We start from the raw sequence: 20,226 nt of genomic DNA on the forward strand, positions 1-20,226 counted from the left end.
ATGATCTTATTCTTCGTGCCGGTTAATTAGAATGCGGGGTTCATGACGCGCTTACGAATGTGGCTGCTTCGGTATTGCGTTGTTCACGCTTTAAATTTTCGTTATAAGCTATTGCATTTGTTAAGTATTTCAAAGTATGCGTAAAAGGTTCTCAGTAATATTCTTTCTTTAGTTATGTAAAGCGGGTTACTTATGGGCTCATCATCTCGCAGTAAATCGGTTGCACTTATATCGAGTGTATTTTTTGTTCTAGGTCTTTTGTCAACGAACATTGATGGGTTCGGTTTAGCGCCCATATTTGTTGTGTTGATATCCTTCTTTATGCTTATTATTCATAGTTTTCTGCACTTTAGCGGTCGTAAAAATAGCGATGTATTTAATGCTTATGAAGAGTCAGCTAAAACTAAGGCAGCAGCACTAGAGTCTGGGCTGAACAATAAAAATAAGTAATACGGTCAAGCTAGTTCGCTTATAACAAGCGATGCAATTTTATAGACCAGTTAGCTATTTTCACTACTCGCTTCAATGCCTATACGCATGAGTGGCATATTTGCTATTGTAGTCAATAGTTTAGTTAGGGTTACTTACTTATGAAGTATAACTTTACCATCTGGGTCTTCGGCATGAAGACTAAAGTGGTTTTTTGTTAGGGCGATACCTTTAAGTATCGTTCTAATAACAAATTTAAGTCGACTGTGTAGTGGTAGCGTTGTCAGCTACTTAATTGGGTGCTAACTGGCAAAGGAGATGTTGATCAATGGAAGAATTGATAGCCCAATATACGGGTGCAAACGAAGATGAAAGGCTAACTCGGCAATATATTGCTCAGTTAGAGTTTGATACTACGATACATAAACTCACACCTTATTTACTTAAAGGGAAATCAGTATGTGAGTTAGGAGCAGCAACGGGGCGCTATTCCTTACATTTTGCAAAATTAGGTTGTGATGTTACAGCAGTAGAACTTGCGCCTGACCAAGTGAAGATTTTAAATACTAAAGTAAAATCTGAAGGTATTGAGTTAAAAGTGTTTGAGGGTAATGCTTGTGATGTGTCATTTATCGAAAGTAATTCTCAAGACGTTTGTGTAATTCTTGGGCCCTTGTACCACCTAAAAACTCTGCATGAAAGAGAGCTTGCGGTTAATGAAGCACTAAGGATTTTAAAGCCAAATGGTGTACTAGCCATAGCCTATATTTCACGTTTTTTTGTCGCTGGTATGTTTGCCCAACAATTTCCAGAGCTAGTCACTCCGGAGGTACTTTTAGAGTTAAATAAACATGGCACGGTATCAAACGCTAAAGCCGATAGTTTTTTCAAGGTCGGGTATTTCGCAACGCCTAGTGAAATTGAAAATCTTGTAAACAAAAATGGGTTTAATGTAATTGGACACGCAGCAACAGATGGATTTGGACGTTACATATCTAACGGTGTTAATAACTTTACGCCATCTCAATATCAGACATGGTTAGATTATCATTTGACAAATTGCGATGAAGCAAGCCTTTTGGGATCAAGTAATCATGGTTTAGTGATCGCTAGAAAAGCCAGTTCACAAAGCAGTTAAGTCGGATTCATAAGCGTGTGCCGATTCCGTTTCGCTTCATTATGGCACACGTACACTCACCGTTTATTGGGACGTTAGCTGTTCTATTGGTATCAGAGGGAATATGTTTAAATTCGTAAGGTTGATAGTGCTATCAAATTTATTAGCACTGCTAATTGTGGTTACTTTCGAGTATTTCACAGGCTATTTGAAACTAGCATTTTCTAGTGATTATGCGTTCTATTCAATGCTAATTCTTCTTGCTCTGGGTTCACTTTTGTCTTTTTCCGGTCATAAGGTCGGATATAGTGACCCTAGTAACATGGCTGGCGTTTCTGCTAGTTCGTTAATTGAAAACGAGTCTGCTAAATCAACCATTGTGACAAAATTAGAGAGTACGTCTGTTGGGCACAGCTTATTGCTCGCTAGTTTGTTGCCACTACTTTATTGCCTACTATCGTAGCCATCACCTAATAGATTGTTTAACTGGATTCCAAAACGCTCGGCACTTTTGTAATGGTCGGCTTTTGTGGGTAAGGTAGTCATATTAGTTTGGTTGCATTTTTCACTAGTTAACTAGGCTTATACGAGCTTGAAAAATATAACATGGAGAGTGAATTGAAAGATTACGAAGTTTATCTGTTCGATATGGACGGAACATTAGTAAATTCAGAGCCTTTAAAGGGCAAAGCGTTAGCATTAGCTTGTTTAGATTATGGCGCACACGTAGACCACAACATTTACAAAGATGTTATGGGGGAAAGTTGGCAGGTTGTAACGGGTCACTTTTTTGAAAATGCAAATATTGCTCCTGACTTAGAAGAGTTTAATTGCCACTTTCGAGCTTATTACGAACAGATGCTCAATGATGATCTTGAGCTAAATGTTGGGGCTAAGGCTTACATAGAACAGTTAAAACTAGCAGGGAAAAAGTGTGGAGTTGTTAGTTCAGCAGCAACATGGATGGTTGATAATATTTTAATCTCGTTGCAGCTAGAGAATGCTTTTGACCTTGTTATCACACAGGAGCATGTAACTAAGCATAAACCGGATCCTGAAGCCTATACTTTAGCTCTTGGTAGATTAGCGGCTTCACCTGGCCAAACAATTGTGTTTGAAGATTCCACAGCGGGTATTCGTGCTGGTAAATCTAGTGGCTGTGACGTCATTGCTGTTAAGCATAGCTTTAATGGTAAAAATGATCTAAGCGGTGCAGTTAAAGTAATCAGTACATATGAGGAATTGCCCGTATAAAAAACGAGTATGGGATTAGTAATTAAGACCGGGTAACTGACTTCTCAGTATTGCCTTGCCATGTTGCTCTGCGGCATGAAGGCTAAAGTGTTTTTTAGTTAGAGTGATACCGCTGAAGTAAGAATCATCAGACATGTTACCTCCGGTGTAATCCCACTTAAGTGTGGCAGTTCCTCAGGAGGGGGAGCCCATATTATTCGCTATGGCGCATTGTCGACTTTTCATCATCAAGGAGAGTTTATGTCTATACCCAAGAAGTCACTATTGAGCGAGTATTCTAAAAACTCATATTTCTGTGATAGCTTTTCGAAAAAAATAAAATACAACAACCAAACTGCTATTGAAGTATTTCTTGAAATAGCAACTCAAACACCGACTTGGATTGCATTTCTGATGTCTACGAGAAACTGGGTTGTATCGAAACTCGGTTTAAAAAATTTGGGTGGTCTACAAGATGTATCCCGAGACAAATTAGGTTCAGAATACGTAGTAGGCGAACGAGTCGGCATTTTTACACTGGTCAGTTCAACTGAGAATGAAGTTGTATTAGAAGACTGTGATAAACATCTTAATGTCCGAGTTTCTTTTCTTATTGAGCCTGAAGGAGAAACCGCAATTGTTCACGCAAATACCGTGGTTCATGTGAACAATGTGTTTGGTAAGACCTATATGTTCTTCGTTACGCCATTTCATAAAATAATAGTACCAAGCTCCCTGAAAGGGTTAGAACAGGCATAACAAATAGGGATTGAGTATGAATACGATACTCTAATTGAGCAGGTGAAAGCTATAAATCAAGAAATATAGCTAGTAATTTAAGCCGACAGTTAACACTTGGCAGTTGCAGTTGCAGTTCGGCTTTGCTTTAGTGATTTAGATGGTAGATTTGAGTGTGTTTGGTTACGTTATTGGGCGTTAGCTTACAAAGATGAAAAGGAACGTTTGATGTTTAAAATTGAGACAAAGAGACTGATTATTAGGGATATGAATCCTAGCGATGAAGATGCCTTCGTAGCGATGTCTCAAGATGCTAAATATCAGCGTTTCTATGATGAAAGTGACTGTGATCCTATTAAATATAAAGAGTTAACCAACTTGTTTATAGCCCAGGCGTCTGAAGAACCAAGGAAATCATATCAACTCGCAGTTGAATATAAGAGCACAGGGCAGTTCATTGGTACTGTTTGTTTGCGTTTAGAAGACAATCAGCAAGCTTCAATGGGGTGTGCGTTTTCAAGATCGCATCAAGGTCATAAGTTAAGCAATGAAGCGGCTCTCACTTTGGCTGATTTTGGTTTTTCAACATTGGGTGTACACCGCATTTATGCGGAGACAATCAGTAAGAATTTACCTGCCATTAAGCTTTGTAAGTCTTTAGGTATGCGTAAAGAAGCGCACTTTAGAGAGCATCGTTTTTTCAAAGGGCGGTGGTGGGATACCGTAGTTTTGGCTGTCCTGCGAGCCGAATGGGTCAAGGCATAGCCAAGTGACTAATGTAGATTCGATACGCTTTACAAACAAGGCTTAGATCCGGAACAAGGTTATCTGGTTTGATACTTTGATTCGGTAGTATCAAGGTGAAGCTACTTGGTTTTGGGGAATCTGCTTTCATTACTTGCCACGATTATTTAGAAAGGCCACAGTAAGATAGCTGTTGGCTAGGTAATTGGTTGTTCGTTGTCTATAGGAGATATAACTGTGTTTTATAGTAAGGAATACAACAAGGGGTTACTGCTCATCCTTGTTTCGATAAGTGCTTTCATTGTCATTACGTCTGATAATAACCCCGGAACATTCGTCGCTCACGCCATCAACGGGTTAATTGCTTTGCTCTTTTTCTCCATGACAATTGAAGTCAAAGGCAATGTATTGAGCTGGTATTTCGGTTTTGGTTTTTGGCGTAAGAATGTAGAAGTGTCAGACATAACGGAGACATCGTTTTATCAAAGCAAGTGGTATCAAGGTATTGGCATCCGCATGTTGAGCGATGGTTGGTTGTATAATGTATCGATAGGTTCAGCGCTGAAGTTAAGTTTAAGCAATGGACAGCATGTTTACATTGGTTGTAAGGATACAGACGGTTTAAATACGGCCTTGAAAGCTGCTAACGAACAGATAACTCAAAAGTGATTTACGAGGCTTGGCACTTTTCGTTTAAAGTTTGACTAATGTTTAAGGTCATATGGTTTTGGGCAGTAGCGTTGCTCGGACCGTAAACGTGATGTTGACAGGGAGAGTTATGAATCAACAAGAAGCCTTTATAGGGTTTGCGGTTTATGGGCTTATCAGTAGCACAATTGGCTTTTTTACGTTTTTTATTATCAAAGGTGCGAAGTACAAACAAACATTGTGGACTTTGCAGTCTGTTGTTTTTGGTATCTTCTTGATTGGTTTTATCTATTGCTCAGGTGGTAATGGGGCAGAATTATTGGTCTGGATTCCGCTGGTTACTTTCATGTCTATTTACAATATCCACTCACTGAAGTTTTGTGTTTTTTGTGGAAAAACTAACGTAAGAAAAAGAGGATTAGCATCCATAAAATCATGTAGTGGATGTGGTAATGCTTTATAGTAAAACTACGATATGCCAGACGTTTGTTCATTTTTAGTTTCAGCCTTAAAAGGAAGTTGTATGAATTTAGATAAAGCTAAAAAACGCATCGCAAAGCAGGTTAAAAAAGGCGACAACGGATACCCAAAAATCACGCTAGCGTATTACGGAACGACAAAAGATCTCGCAACGGAAGTTTCGGTTCAATTTATGTTGGGTGAGAGCGATGGTGTTCAAGAGGAGCGTTTCTCTTGCGAAACAGAAATTCGAGATAATGAGTTAATCCAGACAACGTTACTCAAGATAATCGAGCGAGCGAATGTTAACTCAGTGATTGAAGTTGAAGGCGTGACGGTTCTTTAGTTTGCTTTGAGTCTAAGCGTTTATTTATTAATGTCGGTTTGGAACCTAATTCAGTCAGCGAACTTAGGTTATAACGAAACTGTCTATATACGCACTTAAAGGAATAGGGAAATGCAAGAAAATGACACTGTATTACCATGTGGAAACTGCAATAAGGAAACGTCACACATCAGGTTAAGCGCGTCCGAAGTGAAGTTGAAACAGCAAGAGAAGAACAGCTTAAAGTCGCGAATTCTAAATATTGTATTCGGTGTGTTGTTGGGTTCACATAAATCAGAATCTAAAATTAGCTACTTCAAGTGCTCGGTTTGTCATGCAGAGTACAATGATAGCGAAAGCGCTCCCCATGGTTGGGGCTAGTTGGCCTTGTTACTATGAACTCACTTCTCAACGTTTATCGTGAAGATTTGCAGATTATTGGTATGATGTTTCTATAGTCTTCGAGAGGTTTTATGATGTTGAAAATGACAAGTAGTGTACTTGCGGTGTGTTTATTCGGTCTTAGCATGGGCGCTACCGCTTCGACACTCGAAGAGTGTGCCAAACTCCTTCCTGACGGTCACACTTATAAAGTAGAGATCATTTTAGACGTAGATAAGACTGAGAAGGATCCAACGGTTACTGGTAGTTTTGGGGTGACGGGTGGAGCCGATGCGCCAGAGACTTTCGATATCGGTGATTTTGTCGAGTGTGCTGGCCCTTTGATCAAAACCGTAGATACAGACAGCAACGAAGCGTCTAATTCCTAGTCACGGGTTATCTTGTTGGTAAGCTCATTAGCCAGTTAACGAATTCATAAAAATACCGCCTTAATCAACGGCGGTATTTTTTATTACGCTTATTACATTATTCAGCACAGAACCACAGAGCATTCAGCAGAGAACATAGAGCAGAAAGACTAGTTAATGTGAGCTAATTCGACACTCTGCGTTTCGTTCGCCACTTTCCAATCTCCACCTAAGGCTTTATATACTGCAATCGTAGTATTGGCGGTTTGCAGTTTGGCAGCTACTTGGCGATCTTGCATCGCTTTTTGTTGTTTTTGTGCGTCTAACACCGACAAGTAATCGACTAGCCCCGCTTTGTATAGCGACTTTGCCTTGCTCACCGCGTTATCAACGGCAAGGGTAGCTTCATCGATGCGCTTTTGGTTCTCTTGGCTACGGCCATAGGCAAACAAGCTTGAATCGACTTCTGCAAAGGCGCTGTCGACAGAGTGTTGGTAGTTAAGCGCTGCAGAACGGAACCTTGCTTCGTTCATTTTCACCATGGCTTCGCCTCGGCCACCATCGAATACATTCCAACTGATACCGGCAGATGCAGCCCAACCGAATGAGTCGCTACTGAACAGATCATCAAAGCTTCCAGCCGTCACACCTGGCGTACCCGTTAGGAAGAACTTTGGATAGCGATTAGCAATGCTTGCACCAAGTTCTTCGTTAATGGCTGCCATTTCGCGTTCTGCGATTCGGATATCTGGGCGTCGTTCTAATAAGTCAGAAGGTAAGCCTGTCGGAATTACATCGTTCATTCGCGGAAGGGTGAATTCACCGACTAAACGTCGGTTTACGCTCGTGAGTGATTCCCCTAACAACACCGCCATACGTTGTTTGTGAACTTGCTCTGCTATTTCAAGTTGAGGAACAATAGATTCAGTCGCCGCAAGCATGGCTTTGGCTTGAGCAAGATCTAACTCAGACCCGTAGCCGCTGCGAACCACTTTGGTGACCAATTCTAAAGTCTGCTTTTGGTCGGCTATATTCTCTAGTGCGATCATTTTTCGCTCTTGCGCGCCACGATATTGCAGGTAGTTGTGAATGACATCGGCAGTGATCAAGGTGTTCAAGCCTGATTGGAATATCTCGGCTTGTTCAACTCGAATCGTCGCTACGTTTGATTGTTTTTCGATACGTCCAAACAAGTCCATTTCCCACGCGATGCTCGCACCTAAGAACCCACCATCGTGCTGGGCTTCAAGTAACGACATGCCCGTTGCTGACTCAACCGCATCAGAGGCACCAAATACCGGGCCAAGTAGGGAGTCGTTCTCACTCAGTTGGTAGTTGTAATAACCACCACCGACGTTAATGGTCGGAACCTTGAATGATTCGACCACGCTTTTGTATGAGTTCGCCATGTTGATTCGCTCGGCTGCCAGTTTAAGTGGGATGTTCTGGTTTTGAACATCGGTCACTAACTGATTGAGCGTTGGATCATTGAACTGTGTCCACCAATGATTATGCTGTTCGTTTTGGCTCACACCGTTTTGGTTCACATCACCTTGGCTATACAAGAAGGTCTCTGCCATGGTTGTTTGAGTTTCTTCGTAATCTGGACCAACCGCGCAACCTGTCAGCAACAAGGCGAGCGCTATAGGAGCGACTTTAAACTTAGTTAATGGATGCATGTTTATTGCTCCTTGTTGAATGAAGTTGTATTGCCGCTGTTTGAAGGCTGAGGTGTTGCATCAAGCACAATCACAGCGTCTTTGATTGCTTCTGCTACTGACTTTTTTTCTTCAGTTCGATAGAAAAGCTTGTACAGCGCAGGCATCACAAACAGAGACAGCACGGTTGCTGCAGCTAAGCCACCGATAATGGTTGCCGCCATCTGGTCAAACAGTAGGTCGCTTAGTAACGGAATCATGCCAAGCGCCGTAGTAAGTGCCCCCATTGAAATCGCCATTGTACGGTTCACGGTTGCTTCTTTGATGGCATCAGATAGTGAGCGCCCGTTCTTACGTTCAAGTTCTATTTGGTCCATCAATACAATGCCGTTTTTGATGATCATACCTGTTAAGGTTACGGCGCCAATCAATGCCATAAATCCGAATGGTTTATCCAATAGCAATAAGCTGAATGTGGCACCCGTCGCTGCAAGCGGTAGGGTAGTGAAGATGATTACTGGTTGTTTGAATCCGTTAAACATCGCCACCAAAATGATGATCATTAACAAGATTGCTTTAGGTAACTGTTTAAGAATATCGCTGACGGCTTTGTGCTCGTCGTAATATTCGCCACCCCATTCAAGGCTATAACCATCAGGCAAATGAATCGCTTCAATTTGATCTTTAATTGAGTTCCTCACCGCTGCTGGTGTGGTGTAACGACCGACACCTGTTTGTGCTGTGATGGTTTTTACACGGTCACGGCGCCAAATCATGGTTTCTTCGCTGCTTAATTCAAATCCATCGACAACTTGGCCAAGTGGAACACTGTGGATGCCCAACAGAGATCGTACGGGCAACGTTTCCAATGACTGAATCGAACTCTCTGTGCCTCGCAGTTGAATTGTGACCAGTTCATCGTTTAAGTTCATACGACCCAAAGGCATGCCTTCTGAAGCTCGCTTCATCGCGAACGCAATATCCGCACGGTTTATACCTGCAGTGCGCATCTTTTCTTGGTTGATGACAGGCTCAAATACTTTACTTTTCTGTCGCCAGTCGTCACGAACGTACTTGGTGTCTGGGTGTTCTGCGAAGATTGCTTTTGCTTGCTCTGATAAGCCATGTAAGATCTCGGCATCAGGGCCTGAGAAACGTGCTTCAACGCTGAATTTATCCGCCGTCGCCAATTTTAAGCTTCTAAAGCGAGGGTCTGCGTTCGGAAACTCTTCCATTAACCATTTATCACCGCGTGCGATCAATGGGCTTAGTGACGGAAAATCGGTCGCGTTAATCAAAATCTGACCATAGGCCGGATCGAACGGTTCTGGCTCTATAGTCACGGAGAAGCGAGGAGCACCTGCGCCAACATAGGTTGAAATACTTTCGACTTCCGGCTGTTCCAACAACCATTGTTCGATTCGCTTCATGTCTTCTGAGGTTTGTTCTACCTTGGCACCGTTCGGCAGCCAGTAATCTAGAAATAGGATCGGTCGGTCGGCTTGTGGAATAAAGTTAACGGCAATGTTCGGGATAGCTAATGCAGTCACTAATATCAACGGAACCAAAGCGCTCAATGCTTTAAGCGGATTATCGACAGTCCAGTTGACACTCTTACGGTATAAGCTGACTTTGGTGTTATCAGCTTGCTTGGTTGGCTTGATGAAGAACCAACACATCAAGGCTGTGAACGTCATCGCGACTAGCCAAGACAGTAACAATGACGACGCGATGATAAGGAATACCGAGCTTGCGAACTCAGCAGCATCGGTTTTTGAAAAGATTACAGGGCTCGCACCCATGATAGCGATAACTGTCGCACCAAAGAGTGGTGTTGCTGTCTCTTTAACAGAGTCAATCGCGGCTTTAGTGCGGTCGATGCCTTTGTTGATTTTCACAATCATCATGTCGGTGATGACAATAGCGTTATCTACCAACATGCCGAGGGCAAGAATGAACGTACCTAGCGAAACTCGGTGTAAGTCAATCGAAGTCATGTTCATGTAGATAAGCGTCAACAAGATAGTCAGCAGGAGGCTCGAACCGACGATGGTTGCGCTTTTTAATCCCATGAATACCGACAAGACGATAAATACAATCGCGACACTTTCTAATAAGTTGCTTACGAAGTTGTCGATCGATTTCTGAACTTCTTCAGGTTGGTTAGCAACTGTCGCAATATCAACACCTAGTGGTAAGGTTGTTTGAAAATCGTTGACGATCTGATTGATTTCATCGCCAAGTGATACCACGTTAACACCGGTGACTGGGCTCATCGCTAATGTGACTGCAGGTACGCCGTTGTAGCGGTTTTCTGTCATCATTGGCTCTTGGTAACCCATTGTGATGTCAGCGATATCACCTAAGCGAATTAAACTGGTTCCCAATTCACTTACGCCGCCTTTGATCATCAGGTTTTTGATGTCGTCTAACGAGGCAAACTCGCTCGACTGTTGAACTCGGATTCGCTCTGTACCTAGTGAAAACTTACCCGCATCAAACGTCATGTTTTGCGTATTCAACTGCGACCAAACTTGTGTGATAGAAAGCCCGTATTGCGCCAACCTTTCATCTGGGATATCGATATGAACAACGCGTGGTTGAACACCATGCAGTTCAATCTTCTTAATACCATCGACGGTTTTAATTCTGCGTTGGAGCTCTTCTGCGTAACGTCTTAGTTCAGCTGGCGATGCATCTTTACTGTGGATAGAGAAAAGCATGCCGTAGACTTCAGAGAATTCGTCTTGTACGACACTGATCTGTGCAGTTGAAGGTAGCAATAACTTCATATCAGACACTTTACGGCGTAATAAGTCCCACTCTTGAGGAAGTGCTTTTGAATTAAGAGACTCTTTTAGGTCGACAAATACCATCGACATGCCAGGGCGCGATAAAGATCGAAGCCGATTAAGTGTCGCCATTTCTTGGAGTTTGGTTTCGACGGTGTCGGTGACTTGTTGTTCCACTTCTTCCGCAGAAGCTCCAGGGTAGAGCGTTACAACGACGGCCGTTTTTATGGTGAAGCTTGGGTCTTCAAGTTTTCCAAGCTCAAAATAAGAAAACAGGCCTGCGATGACACTCAGTGCAGTGAAAAACAGGATGAAGGTGCGTTGTTTGATTGCAAAATCAGCTAGATTCATCATGGTTCACCTACAGGCTTTTAACTTGAATATAGGAGAAGTATTGTCCTTCCACCACGTATTGCGCGCCACTCACGACCACGAAGTCGCCATTGTTGAGCGTCGATTCAACACACACAGCGTTTTTGGACATAGAAATCACATCCACAGTCACGCCATGAGCTTGTTCATTTTTAACAGTGAATACTTGCTCGATACTCGTTTGATTGACTAACGCAGAATAGGGCAAACAGAAATTACTGCTCGCTTCTCCAAGTTGAGTCGTCAATGTGACCGCTTTTCCAGGTAATACCGATTTGTCAGTGGAGTCGACATGGTAAGTAACCGCATAGGTCTGCTTGATTGGGTGAGGTGACGTCGAAATTTCAGCGGCATAACCAATTAGTTTAGTCTCTGAACCATACCAATCTATGACAGAACTTTGATTTGGTTTGAACTCATGAATCAAATTTTCAGGTACTTGAATTTTAACTTCAAGTTTATCTGGATTGTGGATTGTGAACACCGAGATGCCCGGCATTACTTGTTCGTACTGGTCAAAATTTGATGCCGCAACCACACCATCGAAAGGGGCGAGCAATTGGGTATAACGAATCGAATCTTTCGCACGGCGTATATTCTGTTCTACGACTTTAACAGCTGCTTCACTTCGCTCGTACCCGCTAATAGCACGGTCTAGGTTAACATCGGCAATCGCATTATCAGCGATGGCTTGTTTTACGCGTACAAGTTCGGATGTCGCCAATTTGTGTGCAGATTTAGCTTCAAGGGCTCGTGCTTGTAACTCTTCTAACGCGACTTGATAGTCATGAGGGTCTAATTGCGCAAGGGGTTGGCCTTTTTTTACTGAATCACCAACAGAGACCATCATATTTTGAATAGTGCCAGGCACACGAAACGCAACGCCAGCCGTTTCCGATGATTGTATCTTGCCAGTAAAAGACTTTTCAGCCGTATGTGAAAGAGGCTCAAGTTGAATCACTTGAATTGGTCGAGCTTGTTTTTGAGGCGCAGTCGCCTCAGAGTCATTACAGCCAAACAGGGCGGTTAAGCTTAGTGCAATGACTGTATATTTGAATATAGGTGTCTGTTTAAAAGTAGACGAACGTTGAAAAATAGATGAATGTTGAAAGATAGGCTTCATGGATTGCTCCTCTTGAATTTATGAAGCGATTCTATCTTTCTATTTCGTTAGGATAATCTAGCCTGCTCGTGAAACACTGTCACAATATTCATTACAATAGTTAGAGTTTCGGAAGTTCTTGTAATAGAAAATCAATCAAAAGCTGTGCTGAATGGCTTAATGCTTTACGCTGAGGGTAGAGCAACCATGCTTCTTCTTTTTGAAGATTGTCGTCGGGGAATAGGTTAATCAAGCTACCGTCTTTGAGTTGATGTCGCACTAAAAGTTCTGGTAACAACGCGATACCTCTATGTCGAATAACACCGCCTTTAACAAAGCCAATGCTGTCACTGACGACCGAAGGTTCTACTTTGATGGTGTGATCTTTGATGTCCCATTCTTTATCGATGTCCCCACTTGGCCACCTGAAGCAAACAAATGGGTAATTAGTGAGCTCTCTTAGGCTTGAAGGCTTGCCTTGTTTCTCAATAAATTCAGGGCTTGCGACAAAAATACGTTGAAGAACCATCACTTTACGGGCAACCACGTTTGCATCGCTCAACGTACCACCATGCATAGCGAGGTCTAACCCTTGACGGTACATGTCGACAAAGCCGTTACTAATGTTGCGAATATCAAGCTCAACTTTAGGATACATATCTTGGAATTTAAACAGAGTCGACTGCATGATATCGCTGGTTTCAGGCAATAGACCAATCTTAATTTGTCCGTGTGCAACCTCTGACAGGTTGGAAGCGACATGGTTTGCTTTGTCGAGCGCACTTAATGCATTGAGTAGTTCTTTGTAATAGAGCTCGCCAGATTTGGTTAAGGAGAGGCTTCGTGTGGTTCTAAAGAACAGTTGAATGCCGAGAGACTTCTCAAGGTCGTTAATTCTACGGCTAACGTTAGCTCGCGGAAGGTCAAGAGCATTAGCGGCGGCAGTAAAACTACCCAGTTCGACAACGGTGGTGAACAACTTAAGATCTTCGATTTTCATAACAACGGCATTTATTCGTTTTTAGAACAGTATGTTGGCATCGTATACCAATTGGATTTTAAAATCGAAGCGTTCTTGGGTTTGGCTTGTTTTAAGACAGTAAAAAGCCAGCTGACAAATCATTATCAAAGCTGGCTTTGTGTTCGCATGGGACAGACTGCTCTATTTTTCACCTTGGACTAGACAGCTTGTTCTTTCGCCTCACACCATATCAGTTTAACGACCTCGTCCATCGACCATTACTATGATTGTTTTAGAAATGATGCTGAGATCAGCCACAATCCAAGATTTCATAGAGCACAGACTCAGTGCATAACTGTGGTCAAAGCCCACTTTACGACGTACATCATCAATACAGGTATCATAACCTTGATTTACTTGTGCTAGCCCAGTAATACCGGGCATTACGCCGTATGTACGGTCAGCAAAGTAGGGGATTTCGTTCTCTAGTTTGGTGTAAAAAGTAGGGCGTTCAGGACGTGGGCCAATTAGAGACATCTCACCTTTCAATACATTGATCAGTTGTGGCAACTCATCAAGACGCGTCTTTCTTAAAAATCGGCCAACGGGTGTGATTCGAGGGTCATTCGCCGTAGCCCAAACTGCACCAGAACGCGTTTCTGCATCTTCGTACATACTACGGAATTTCATGATCTCAAAGATTTCCATTTTCTCCGGTGTCGATTTACCAACACGCAGTTGACGGTAGAAAATCGGGCCACGAGAAGTGAGTACAATAGCCATCGCAATCAATGGAAATACTGGCGCTAGCAAAATCAAAGCAATCAGTGAACTCACGAAATCGAAAGTACGTTTAGCACGTGAGATTTTGTATTGGTATAAGTTTTGAGTAGATAGCTGTTCAATGTTCATCATAATAAGTCCTTAATGATTCGCTCGTGTCCAAGGTGAGTTTTCTAGCCCGACTAGGTAACGAATGCCACCAATGAAGTTGGCATAGTGTCCAACTATCAAATAAGAGATTAATGAAATAGGTTTATTTACGAGACGCTTTGGCAAGATGCAGCCAAGTACGCCAATGGTATAAACGGCAACTTGAGCCCATAACAACACTTCAAATACCAAGTAGTTGTTAAGCAAGATTGAGCACACCAAGCACACAATCATTAAATATGGAGTGAGTAGACGAAGTCCTTTTCCTGAGAAGAACGCAAACGCGATGCCTTTGAACTTCGGGCTGAACAAGCCAAACAATCGAATCGCTTGTTGCATGTTACCCGCTGAAATACGAAGTCTTCTTTTGAAATCTGTTTCTAAATTTGATTCTTCTAGTTCCAGTGCGACCATTTGTGTTTCGTATTCTGCAATGTAACCTTGTTTAACGATTCGCATCGGTAGGATGAAATCATCATTAATAGTGTTGAGTGGAAGCAGTTCGAACAGGTGTGTTCTAAACAAGTAGAAAGCGCCATGAGAACCTAAGCTCGAACCTAATGAAGCTTCTGACTCTTTAACGGCGGTTTGATACTGCCAATAGGTATTTTCACCTTCGTTACCTGTTGGGCAAAGCTGATACGTTGCGTTTACCACGCCAACCTTGTCACTTTCAAAGTGAGCGGCGGCAATAAGCAGCGCATCCAATGAAATAAGGGCTGACACATCACTCAGTGCCGTGATGTCGCTGTTTATGCTTGTCACTTCTTCATTGATAACCGCAACTTTCCCTCGGTTGGTTTTGTGGTCATGTATCTCGAAATAGATATCGCTGCACATCGCTTCTTGAATCGTCATTTGAGCGATTTTTACCGTGTCATCAGTACAACCATCACAAGCAATAATCACTTGTAACTTCTTTTTTGGGTAATCGAGTGAAGCAAGATTACGGATCTTGTCTGCGATCCATTGCTCTTCGTTAAATGCCGGTACAAGAATGGTGATGGTGGGTAGTGTGCAATCTTGTTGTTCGTCTTTATAACAACGATGGCTCTCTTCAATCTGACGCGCCGGGTGACTTTTCGCATACCAACGTAGTAACAGTGGATAGGCGGCGTGATGGTAGACAATCAGCGCACCAGAGAATAAGCAAAGTCCTGCAAGCAACCAGTCGATCATGCGCAAACTCCTTCTGAGATGTCGTTGTAAGACGAAACCATTTTGATGATATCGAAGTTGTCGAGAACGTAACGACGAGGTGACAAAAAGCGTTCATTTTGTTTTTCTAATAGCGCACTGGCTAATCCGGCAATGCTGCCACTTTTGACGAGGGAACTGCTAATGGGACATAAGGTTTCATCAACCGCACCGACGTTCATCGCGACGGTTGGAATGTTACATGCTTGGGCTTCGAGTGTAGAAAGAGGAAGCCCTTCGTGGCGTGAAGGTAGGCAGAAGGTATCCAGCGCTCCGTAAAAGGTAGTCATGTCATCCACTAGGCCGAGAAAGATCACACGGTCGCTGAGATTCAAGCGGTCAGTGAGTTGTTCCAGTTGATTGCGTTTTGAACCATCACCAGCCAGTGCGACAACGGTGTTTGATGGCAGTAGAGCAAGTGCCTTAATCAGCTGATCTTGACCTTTCACGTGCTCTAAACGCCCCGCACAACCAATGATGTATTTGTCGGTTGGTAGGTTGTGCTTTGCTCTCGCGTCTGCTTTTGACATCGGTTTAAACTTCTCACAATCTACGCCGTTTTTAATCGTGATGATGTTTTTGTATGAAAACGCACAACGCAATTGATTGTAAACGCGTGTTGCATCGGCCACTAACGTTGGTTGAGCCGCTTTCAATGCAAGGGCTTGTAAGCGACGACGTTTGTTGTTGTTCAAATGCCAAGCATCATGTTCAGTATGAATTCGAGTTGGAACTCCGGTCACGCGAGCCGCATAGCCAGCATAAAGTAGGGGGCCAATATGGTGGGTATGAACCACATCGGGTCGAATACCGTTAAATGCTTTCATCAATTTGATGATGATACTGAATTGTACGCCTGGTGCTTTGTCCAAAAAGACGATTTGATTTTGATACTGCTTTAATTTCGGCCAGTTGTTGATCGAGTCTTCTTTTGTCCCCTCTAAACTGACAATCAACACTTGGTCTGTTGGTTTAGCAAGGCGCAGCAAATCTAACGTTAGGGTTTCTAATCCGCCGGGAGCGAGGTGTTGAACAACGTGTATGATCTTTTTACCATGCTTCGTTAAATGCGTATTCATAATTTGGACCCTGCCTTTATAATTCTTGTTTCGCCTTTCTGACATTTGTCTTGAAGTAACTTCTTTAAAACGTTTAGCTACACAATGAGATTGCAGGAGTTGTGCCAATTAAATAACCTTTATATTTCAACCGTTTAAATCATGGTTCTATAGGGCGTTTTTTGTTTCTCAAAATGGGAATCAAAACAAAACATCAATGAATAGCTATTTGGAGCATAGGGCTTGGGTTAATCGAAAGTAGCGTTAGAACTTGAGGCTTTAGACAAAAAAAACGCCAAGCGAATGTTGGCGTTTAGTGTTAGGAAGCTAAAAAGATAAGAAGAAGCTAAGAAGCTACGAGGCTAGCAAGTTAAAAATGCTTTTGAGGCTGACTAGCCCATTTTAGGTATCACCGTTATCACAGGGACACCTAAGATCTCTTCGATTTCGTCTTTACGCTTGATTGAAGAGTCAAACAGCTCGAACAATACCGCCAGACCAATGCCCAATCCGATGCCCGCAACAAATCCAGCCAGAATAAAGATAAAAGTCGGCATGTTAGATTTCATGCTAGGCGTGAAAGGCAAATCGATAATCTTCACACGTTTGTTTTGCTCGAATACACCAAGCGAACCCGTTAGCTGAGCCATTTCATAACGCTCTGTCAGTTCATCATATAGTTGACGCTTGATTTCAACTTGACGTTTAAGGCGGTACATCTCTTTGGCATTTTCACCGAAGTTATTCGCCTTGTGTTCTAATTCGAAAATCATAGTACGAAGGCTTTTGGTCTCTTCAGTTAAAGACTCAAAGCGAGCACGAACCAGTTGTAGGCTGTGTAATTGAGTGACCAGAAGAGGTTGGGTATCAGAAAGCTTGTTTAGTGTCGTGCTACTTGCGATGTCCCAAAGCTGGTCGCTGTTCATCGTTGGCTGGGTTACCTCGAGCAAACTTTTTCGCTCATTTTCAAGCCTGTCTAATTCACGGACTTTAGCTTGTACGGCACTGTGTTTATTTGTGTATTTGGCTTGCAGCAGAGTCAGCTCACTGCGAATGTCGATGATCTGGTCTTCGATTCGACCTATCACGGGATTTGTTTTAGAAAGTTGTTGGTCGATTGACCCTAAACTTTTTTCAACACCCGATAATTCCGCCTCTTTTTCCGCCAGTGTTTGTTTGAGTGACGCTAAGCGATTCAAGCTTTGGCTTTGCACTTCTGGCGTCGATTGGACGTTTTCGTTCATGTATGCGGCTAGCGCTTCTTCTGCCTCTTCAAGTTCCGCGCTACGTTTGTCTATATGGATTTTCAAGAAATTACTTGAGTCCTCAATTGACGAGCGTTCCGGCGCGAGCAGCTGTTCAATAAAATGTTCACTCACCGCTCGAAGCGTTTGTTCCATTCCATTTGGAGTGCTCGACGTTAAGCTTATCTTTAGAAAGTCTTTTCCAAGTTGAGTAACTGATAAACGCTGAGACAAGTCAGTAATGATCTCTTGTTTCTCAACCTCAGGCATATCTGGACTAGTTAATTGCAGTTCATCAGCGACCGAGTAAAGAACATGTCGACTGTGAAGCAATGTTCTCAATGCGTTAAGTCGATCTTTGAGCATGGTAGAGACGGCGATGTCTTCCAAAAATGGATTCATCTTGGCTGTTTCTTGAATCAACATACTGGTATGCGCGTCATATTTAGTCGGGGCCAACTTGCTCACACCGAAGCCAACAAAGGGCAAAATAAAGATTGGGAGAACAATAACGTAGCGTTGGCGCCACATGGCATTTAGGATGACTAGTAAGCGCAACTTAAGATTATTCATAAAAGCTCCAACATCCAATGTACGAAGTTACCACGGTTCTGCCAGCTCTCTTGTTCGACGACAGAGATTGGTGAATTGCTCAGCTGGCGTGCATGATCAAGCGCCCAAATCATTTGGTTTACACTACCAACTGTGGTGACATGTTCTTGATATGGCTTTAATGCTGGGAATTGAGTTGTGATAATTGGCGTGCCGGCCGCAAGGTACTCCATTAGTTTGAGTGGGCTACAAGCTCGGATCTGCTCGTTATCAACAAACGGCAACAAGCTCACATCCCAGTGTTGAGAATAGCTTGGCAGCGTATAGTGCGGACGTGGGCCAAGGTAATGTACGTTACTCAACTCAGGCAGCATGATCGTATCAAGCTCATTTGGGCCAATAAATACAAAGTCCCATTCCGGCATTGCTGTCGCGACATGATCAATCATTTCATAATCAAGCCACTTAGAAAGGCTGCCATAAAAACCAGCAATAGGGCGGTGGTTGCTTGGTAAATCTTTTGCTCTTGGTGCAGGTGTAGAAAATAGCCCGACATCGACACCATGTGGTAAGAGCTGAGCTTTCTCGCTAGGGAATTTGTCCATCAACTTTTCACTAGCAGCGAAGATCAAATCTGATTTTTCAATGAGTTCTAATTCATGCTTTGCGACCGTCTTGTGGTCTACGCCCGCAAGTGCACTAAAATCATCCCCACAGTAATAAACAACCGCTGACTCGCCTAAGTGTCCGCACAGATCAACAGCAGTCGGAAGAGAAGTCCATAGGATAGGCGCGTTAAGATTAAGCTCTGCAATCACAGCTTTTAGTTGGTGCAACATCATTTGCTGAGCCAACTTTCTAGAAAATTGAGAAGCAGGCGCAGGGATTGTCTTTAAGTTAACGATAGTAATGTTATCGTGTCCCTCAGAGTCGAGCATATTTTGAGTAACGGCTTTGGTTTTGCCAAACAATTTGTTGAACGCTCGTGTTGCATCTTTAGCGGACAGCTTCGGTTGTCTTAGGCCAATAGAGTTGACCCATAAGACTTTGTGTTGCTTAGCAAGGTGACGCACTAAATGTTGAGTTGATGACGGTAGGCCGCCAAAGTCTTCACCAAATACGATTAAATCACGCATGGTCACCTCCATGAGTCTCTAATGAATCGAATACATCGGATTCAGTCACTTCAACGGATTTAATCTGTCCGACTACTCGAGCTGGGTTACCACCTGCGATTGCAAAGGCCGGGATATTCTTTGTTACCACGCTTCCTGCGGCTATCACTGCACCTTCGCCGATAGTTACGCCGCCTTTTACAGTTACATTGGTTCCTAACCAAACGTCAGGTTCAAGAATGATGTCGCCGATTTGCTGAGGGTCATCACCTTCACCTTGCGCTCGACGTTTTGCATCTAGCGGGTGACCAGAGTATCCAAATAGAAAGGCGCCGCCAGCGATTCGTACGTTGTCAGAGATAACGACTTTACCGCCAACAGCGATAGTCGACTGCCAACCGATATCGACGTTGTTGCCAATCGACAATAATGGGTGTTCCAAGCCTTCAAGTGGTTGAGTACAACCAGAGAATGTCGTGTGGCCAGAGATACGGCAGTTGTCGCCAATCGTAATTTGTACCGGGCCGCTGACGAAAGGCAGACCACCATACAAGTAGAGGCGTTTACCACACTGAGCGACACGACCTTTGAAAGCCGGTGTCCAGTAGAAGAATCGAGTAAAGCCAGAAACCAAATTCGCCACTAGCTTGTGCGCTTGATATAGGCAACGATTAAGTATTTGAGGGGTAGGTAGCTCTGCGCTTCTGATGTCTTTCAAAATGAAAAACACATTTCTAATTCGAGAATTAGGATGAAACTTAAGCCAATGTTTGAATTGATGTATAGATACTGACGTCATA

General features: G+C 43.1%; 20 protein-coding genes and 1 pseudogene. 10 read left to right on the forward strand and 11 right to left on the reverse strand.

Annotated features, from left to right (window positions below; all coding sequences use genetic code 11):
- Nucleotides 1-518: 518 nt before the first annotated feature.
- A pseudogene (locus ACED60_RS13555) lies at nt 519-677 on the reverse strand (IS110 family transposase); the annotation flags it as partial.
- An 80-nt stretch (nt 678-757) separates the two neighbouring features.
- On the opposite strand from ACED60_RS13555, the gene ACED60_RS13560 reads away from it, so the two are divergent.
- From ACED60_RS13560 to ACED60_RS13605, 10 genes are all read left to right on the forward strand, one after another.
- On the forward strand, nt 758-1,567 hold the full coding sequence (locus tag ACED60_RS13560) for a class I SAM-dependent methyltransferase (RefSeq protein ID WP_371727759.1): 810 nt from the start codon (nt 758-760) through the stop codon (nt 1,565-1,567).
- Between the two features lie 103 nt (nt 1,568-1,670).
- Nucleotides 1,671-2,009, forward strand: a complete 339-nt coding sequence (locus ACED60_RS13565; protein ID WP_083994552.1) for a hypothetical protein — start codon at nt 1,671-1,673, stop codon at nt 2,007-2,009.
- A gap of 143 nt (nt 2,010-2,152) precedes the next feature.
- Complete coding sequence (locus ACED60_RS13570; RefSeq protein ID WP_371727760.1) at nt 2,153-2,800, forward strand: HAD family hydrolase; 648 nt, start codon at nt 2,153-2,155, stop codon at nt 2,798-2,800.
- A gap of 240 nt (nt 2,801-3,040) precedes the next feature.
- Nucleotides 3,041-3,538 carry a DUF2867 domain-containing protein gene (locus ACED60_RS13575; protein WP_041472808.1) on the forward strand — a complete coding sequence of 166 codons (498 nt, stop codon included), beginning with the start codon at nt 3,041-3,043 and terminating at the stop codon, nt 3,536-3,538.
- Nucleotides 3,539-3,745: 207 nt separating this feature from the next.
- A complete protein-coding gene (locus ACED60_RS13580; protein WP_371727800.1) occupies nt 3,746-4,282 on the forward strand; it encodes a GNAT family N-acetyltransferase in 537 nt (178 codons plus the stop codon).
- 195 nt (nt 4,283-4,477) lie between these two features.
- Nucleotides 4,478-4,930: a hypothetical protein gene (locus ACED60_RS13585; RefSeq protein ID WP_371727761.1), complete on the forward strand. Its 453-nt coding sequence runs from the start codon at nt 4,478-4,480 to the stop codon at nt 4,928-4,930.
- Between the two features lie 109 nt (nt 4,931-5,039).
- Complete coding sequence (locus ACED60_RS13590) at nt 5,040-5,372, forward strand: hypothetical protein (protein WP_371727762.1); 333 nt, start codon at nt 5,040-5,042, stop codon at nt 5,370-5,372.
- 60 nt (nt 5,373-5,432) lie between these two features.
- Nucleotides 5,433-5,714, forward strand: a complete 282-nt coding sequence (locus ACED60_RS13595) for a hypothetical protein (RefSeq protein ID WP_009846780.1) — start codon at nt 5,433-5,435, stop codon at nt 5,712-5,714.
- Between the two features lie 111 nt (nt 5,715-5,825).
- Nucleotides 5,826-6,074, forward strand: a complete 249-nt coding sequence (locus ACED60_RS13600) for a hypothetical protein (protein ID WP_371727763.1) — start codon at nt 5,826-5,828, stop codon at nt 6,072-6,074.
- Nucleotides 6,075-6,166: 92 nt separating this feature from the next.
- A complete protein-coding gene (locus ACED60_RS13605) occupies nt 6,167-6,463 on the forward strand; it encodes a hypothetical protein (protein WP_371727764.1) in 297 nt (98 codons plus the stop codon).
- A 149-nt stretch (nt 6,464-6,612) separates the two neighbouring features.
- Here ACED60_RS13605 and ACED60_RS13610 read toward each other — a convergent pair whose 3' ends face one another.
- The 10 genes from ACED60_RS13610 to ACED60_RS13655 form a co-directional block, all read right to left on the reverse strand.
- Nucleotides 6,613-8,121, reverse strand: a complete 1,509-nt coding sequence (locus tag ACED60_RS13610; protein ID WP_371727765.1) for an efflux transporter outer membrane subunit — start codon at nt 8,119-8,121, stop codon at nt 6,613-6,615.
- A 2-nt stretch (nt 8,122-8,123) separates the two neighbouring features.
- Nucleotides 8,124-11,243 (reverse strand): efflux RND transporter permease subunit, encoded by a 3,120-nt coding sequence (locus tag ACED60_RS13615; RefSeq protein ID WP_371727801.1) that lies wholly within the window; start codon nt 11,241-11,243, stop codon nt 8,124-8,126.
- 10 nt (nt 11,244-11,253) lie between these two features.
- Nucleotides 11,254-12,387 (reverse strand): efflux RND transporter periplasmic adaptor subunit, encoded by a 1,134-nt coding sequence (locus ACED60_RS13620; RefSeq protein WP_371727766.1) that lies wholly within the window; start codon nt 12,385-12,387, stop codon nt 11,254-11,256.
- 100 nt (nt 12,388-12,487) lie between these two features.
- Nucleotides 12,488-13,366: a LysR family transcriptional regulator gene (locus tag ACED60_RS13625; RefSeq protein WP_017097827.1), complete on the reverse strand. Its 879-nt coding sequence runs from the start codon at nt 13,364-13,366 to the stop codon at nt 12,488-12,490.
- A gap of 216 nt (nt 13,367-13,582) precedes the next feature.
- Complete coding sequence (locus ACED60_RS13630) at nt 13,583-14,242, reverse strand: sugar transferase (protein WP_017100345.1); 660 nt, start codon at nt 14,240-14,242, stop codon at nt 13,583-13,585.
- A gap of 9 nt (nt 14,243-14,251) precedes the next feature.
- Entirely contained in the window at nt 14,252-15,439 is a 1,188-nt protein-coding gene (locus ACED60_RS13635; RefSeq protein WP_017100344.1) for a glycosyltransferase family 2 protein, read from the reverse strand.
- Nucleotides 15,436-16,536 (reverse strand): glycosyltransferase, encoded by a 1,101-nt coding sequence (locus ACED60_RS13640; protein WP_017100343.1) that lies wholly within the window; start codon nt 16,534-16,536, stop codon nt 15,436-15,438. The genes ACED60_RS13635 and ACED60_RS13640 overlap by 4 nt, the downstream gene beginning before the upstream one ends.
- A 371-nt stretch (nt 16,537-16,907) precedes the next feature.
- The gene (locus ACED60_RS13645) at nt 16,908-18,332 is read right to left on the reverse strand and encodes a GumC family protein (RefSeq protein WP_371727767.1); all 1,425 of its coding nucleotides are present in this window, start codon (nt 18,330-18,332) and stop codon (nt 16,908-16,910) included.
- A complete protein-coding gene (locus ACED60_RS13650) occupies nt 18,329-19,447 on the reverse strand; it encodes a glycosyltransferase (protein WP_371727768.1) in 1,119 nt (372 codons plus the stop codon). The genes ACED60_RS13645 and ACED60_RS13650 overlap by 4 nt, the downstream gene beginning before the upstream one ends.
- Entirely contained in the window at nt 19,440-20,225 is a 786-nt protein-coding gene (locus ACED60_RS13655; protein WP_371727769.1) for a DapH/DapD/GlmU-related protein, read from the reverse strand. Before ACED60_RS13655 ends, ACED60_RS13650 begins: the two co-directional genes overlap by 8 nt.
- Nucleotide 20,226: the final 1 nt, after the last annotated feature.

Origin of the sequence: Vibrio sp. 1F279, assembly GCF_041439815.1 — a bacterium.
Taxonomy (GTDB): Bacteria; Pseudomonadota; Gammaproteobacteria; order Enterobacterales; family Vibrionaceae; genus Vibrio; species Vibrio tasmaniensis_A.

Bases quoted from the DNA above. Each gene is read 5' to 3' on its own strand.
- ACED60_RS13625 (WP_017097827.1), bottom strand. From the start codon at position 13,366: ATGAAAATCGAAGATCTTAAGTTGTTCACCACCGTTGTCGAACTGGGT.
- ACED60_RS13580 (WP_371727800.1), top strand. From the start codon at position 3,746: ATGTTTAAAATTGAGACAAAGAGACTGATTATTAGGGATATGAATCCT.
- ACED60_RS13650 (WP_371727768.1), bottom strand. From the start codon at position 19,447: ATGCGTGATTTAATCGTATTTGGTGAAGACTTTGGCGGCCTACCGTCA.
- ACED60_RS13655 (WP_371727769.1), bottom strand. From the start codon at position 20,225: ATGACGTCAGTATCTATACATCAATTCAAACATTGGCTTAAGTTTCAT.
- ACED60_RS13565 (WP_083994552.1), top strand. From the start codon at position 1,671: ATGTTTAAATTCGTAAGGTTGATAGTGCTATCAAATTTATTAGCACTG.
- ACED60_RS13590 (WP_371727762.1), top strand. From the start codon at position 5,040: ATGAATCAACAAGAAGCCTTTATAGGGTTTGCGGTTTATGGGCTTATC.
- ACED60_RS13560 (WP_371727759.1), top strand. From the start codon at position 758: ATGGAAGAATTGATAGCCCAATATACGGGTGCAAACGAAGATGAAAGG.
- ACED60_RS13575 (WP_041472808.1), top strand. From the start codon at position 3,041: ATGTCTATACCCAAGAAGTCACTATTGAGCGAGTATTCTAAAAACTCA.
- ACED60_RS13630 (WP_017100345.1), bottom strand. From the start codon at position 14,242: ATGATGAACATTGAACAGCTATCTACTCAAAACTTATACCAATACAAA.
- ACED60_RS13645 (WP_371727767.1), bottom strand. From the start codon at position 18,332: ATGAATAATCTTAAGTTGCGCTTACTAGTCATCCTAAATGCCATGTGG.
- ACED60_RS13620 (WP_371727766.1), bottom strand. From the start codon at position 12,387: ATGAAGCCTATCTTTCAACATTCATCTATTTTTCAACGTTCGTCTACT.
- ACED60_RS13605 (WP_371727764.1), top strand. From the start codon at position 6,167: ATGATGTTGAAAATGACAAGTAGTGTACTTGCGGTGTGTTTATTCGGT.
- ACED60_RS13595 (WP_009846780.1), top strand. From the start codon at position 5,433: ATGAATTTAGATAAAGCTAAAAAACGCATCGCAAAGCAGGTTAAAAAA.
- ACED60_RS13600 (WP_371727763.1), top strand. From the start codon at position 5,826: ATGCAAGAAAATGACACTGTATTACCATGTGGAAACTGCAATAAGGAA.
- ACED60_RS13570 (WP_371727760.1), top strand. From the start codon at position 2,153: ATGGAGAGTGAATTGAAAGATTACGAAGTTTATCTGTTCGATATGGAC.
- ACED60_RS13640 (WP_017100343.1), bottom strand. From the start codon at position 16,536: ATGAATACGCATTTAACGAAGCATGGTAAAAAGATCATACACGTTGTT.
- ACED60_RS13610 (WP_371727765.1), bottom strand. From the start codon at position 8,121: ATGCATCCATTAACTAAGTTTAAAGTCGCTCCTATAGCGCTCGCCTTG.
- ACED60_RS13635 (WP_017100344.1), bottom strand. From the start codon at position 15,439: ATGATCGACTGGTTGCTTGCAGGACTTTGCTTATTCTCTGGTGCGCTG.
- ACED60_RS13615 (WP_371727801.1), bottom strand. From the start codon at position 11,243: ATGAATCTAGCTGATTTTGCAATCAAACAACGCACCTTCATCCTGTTT.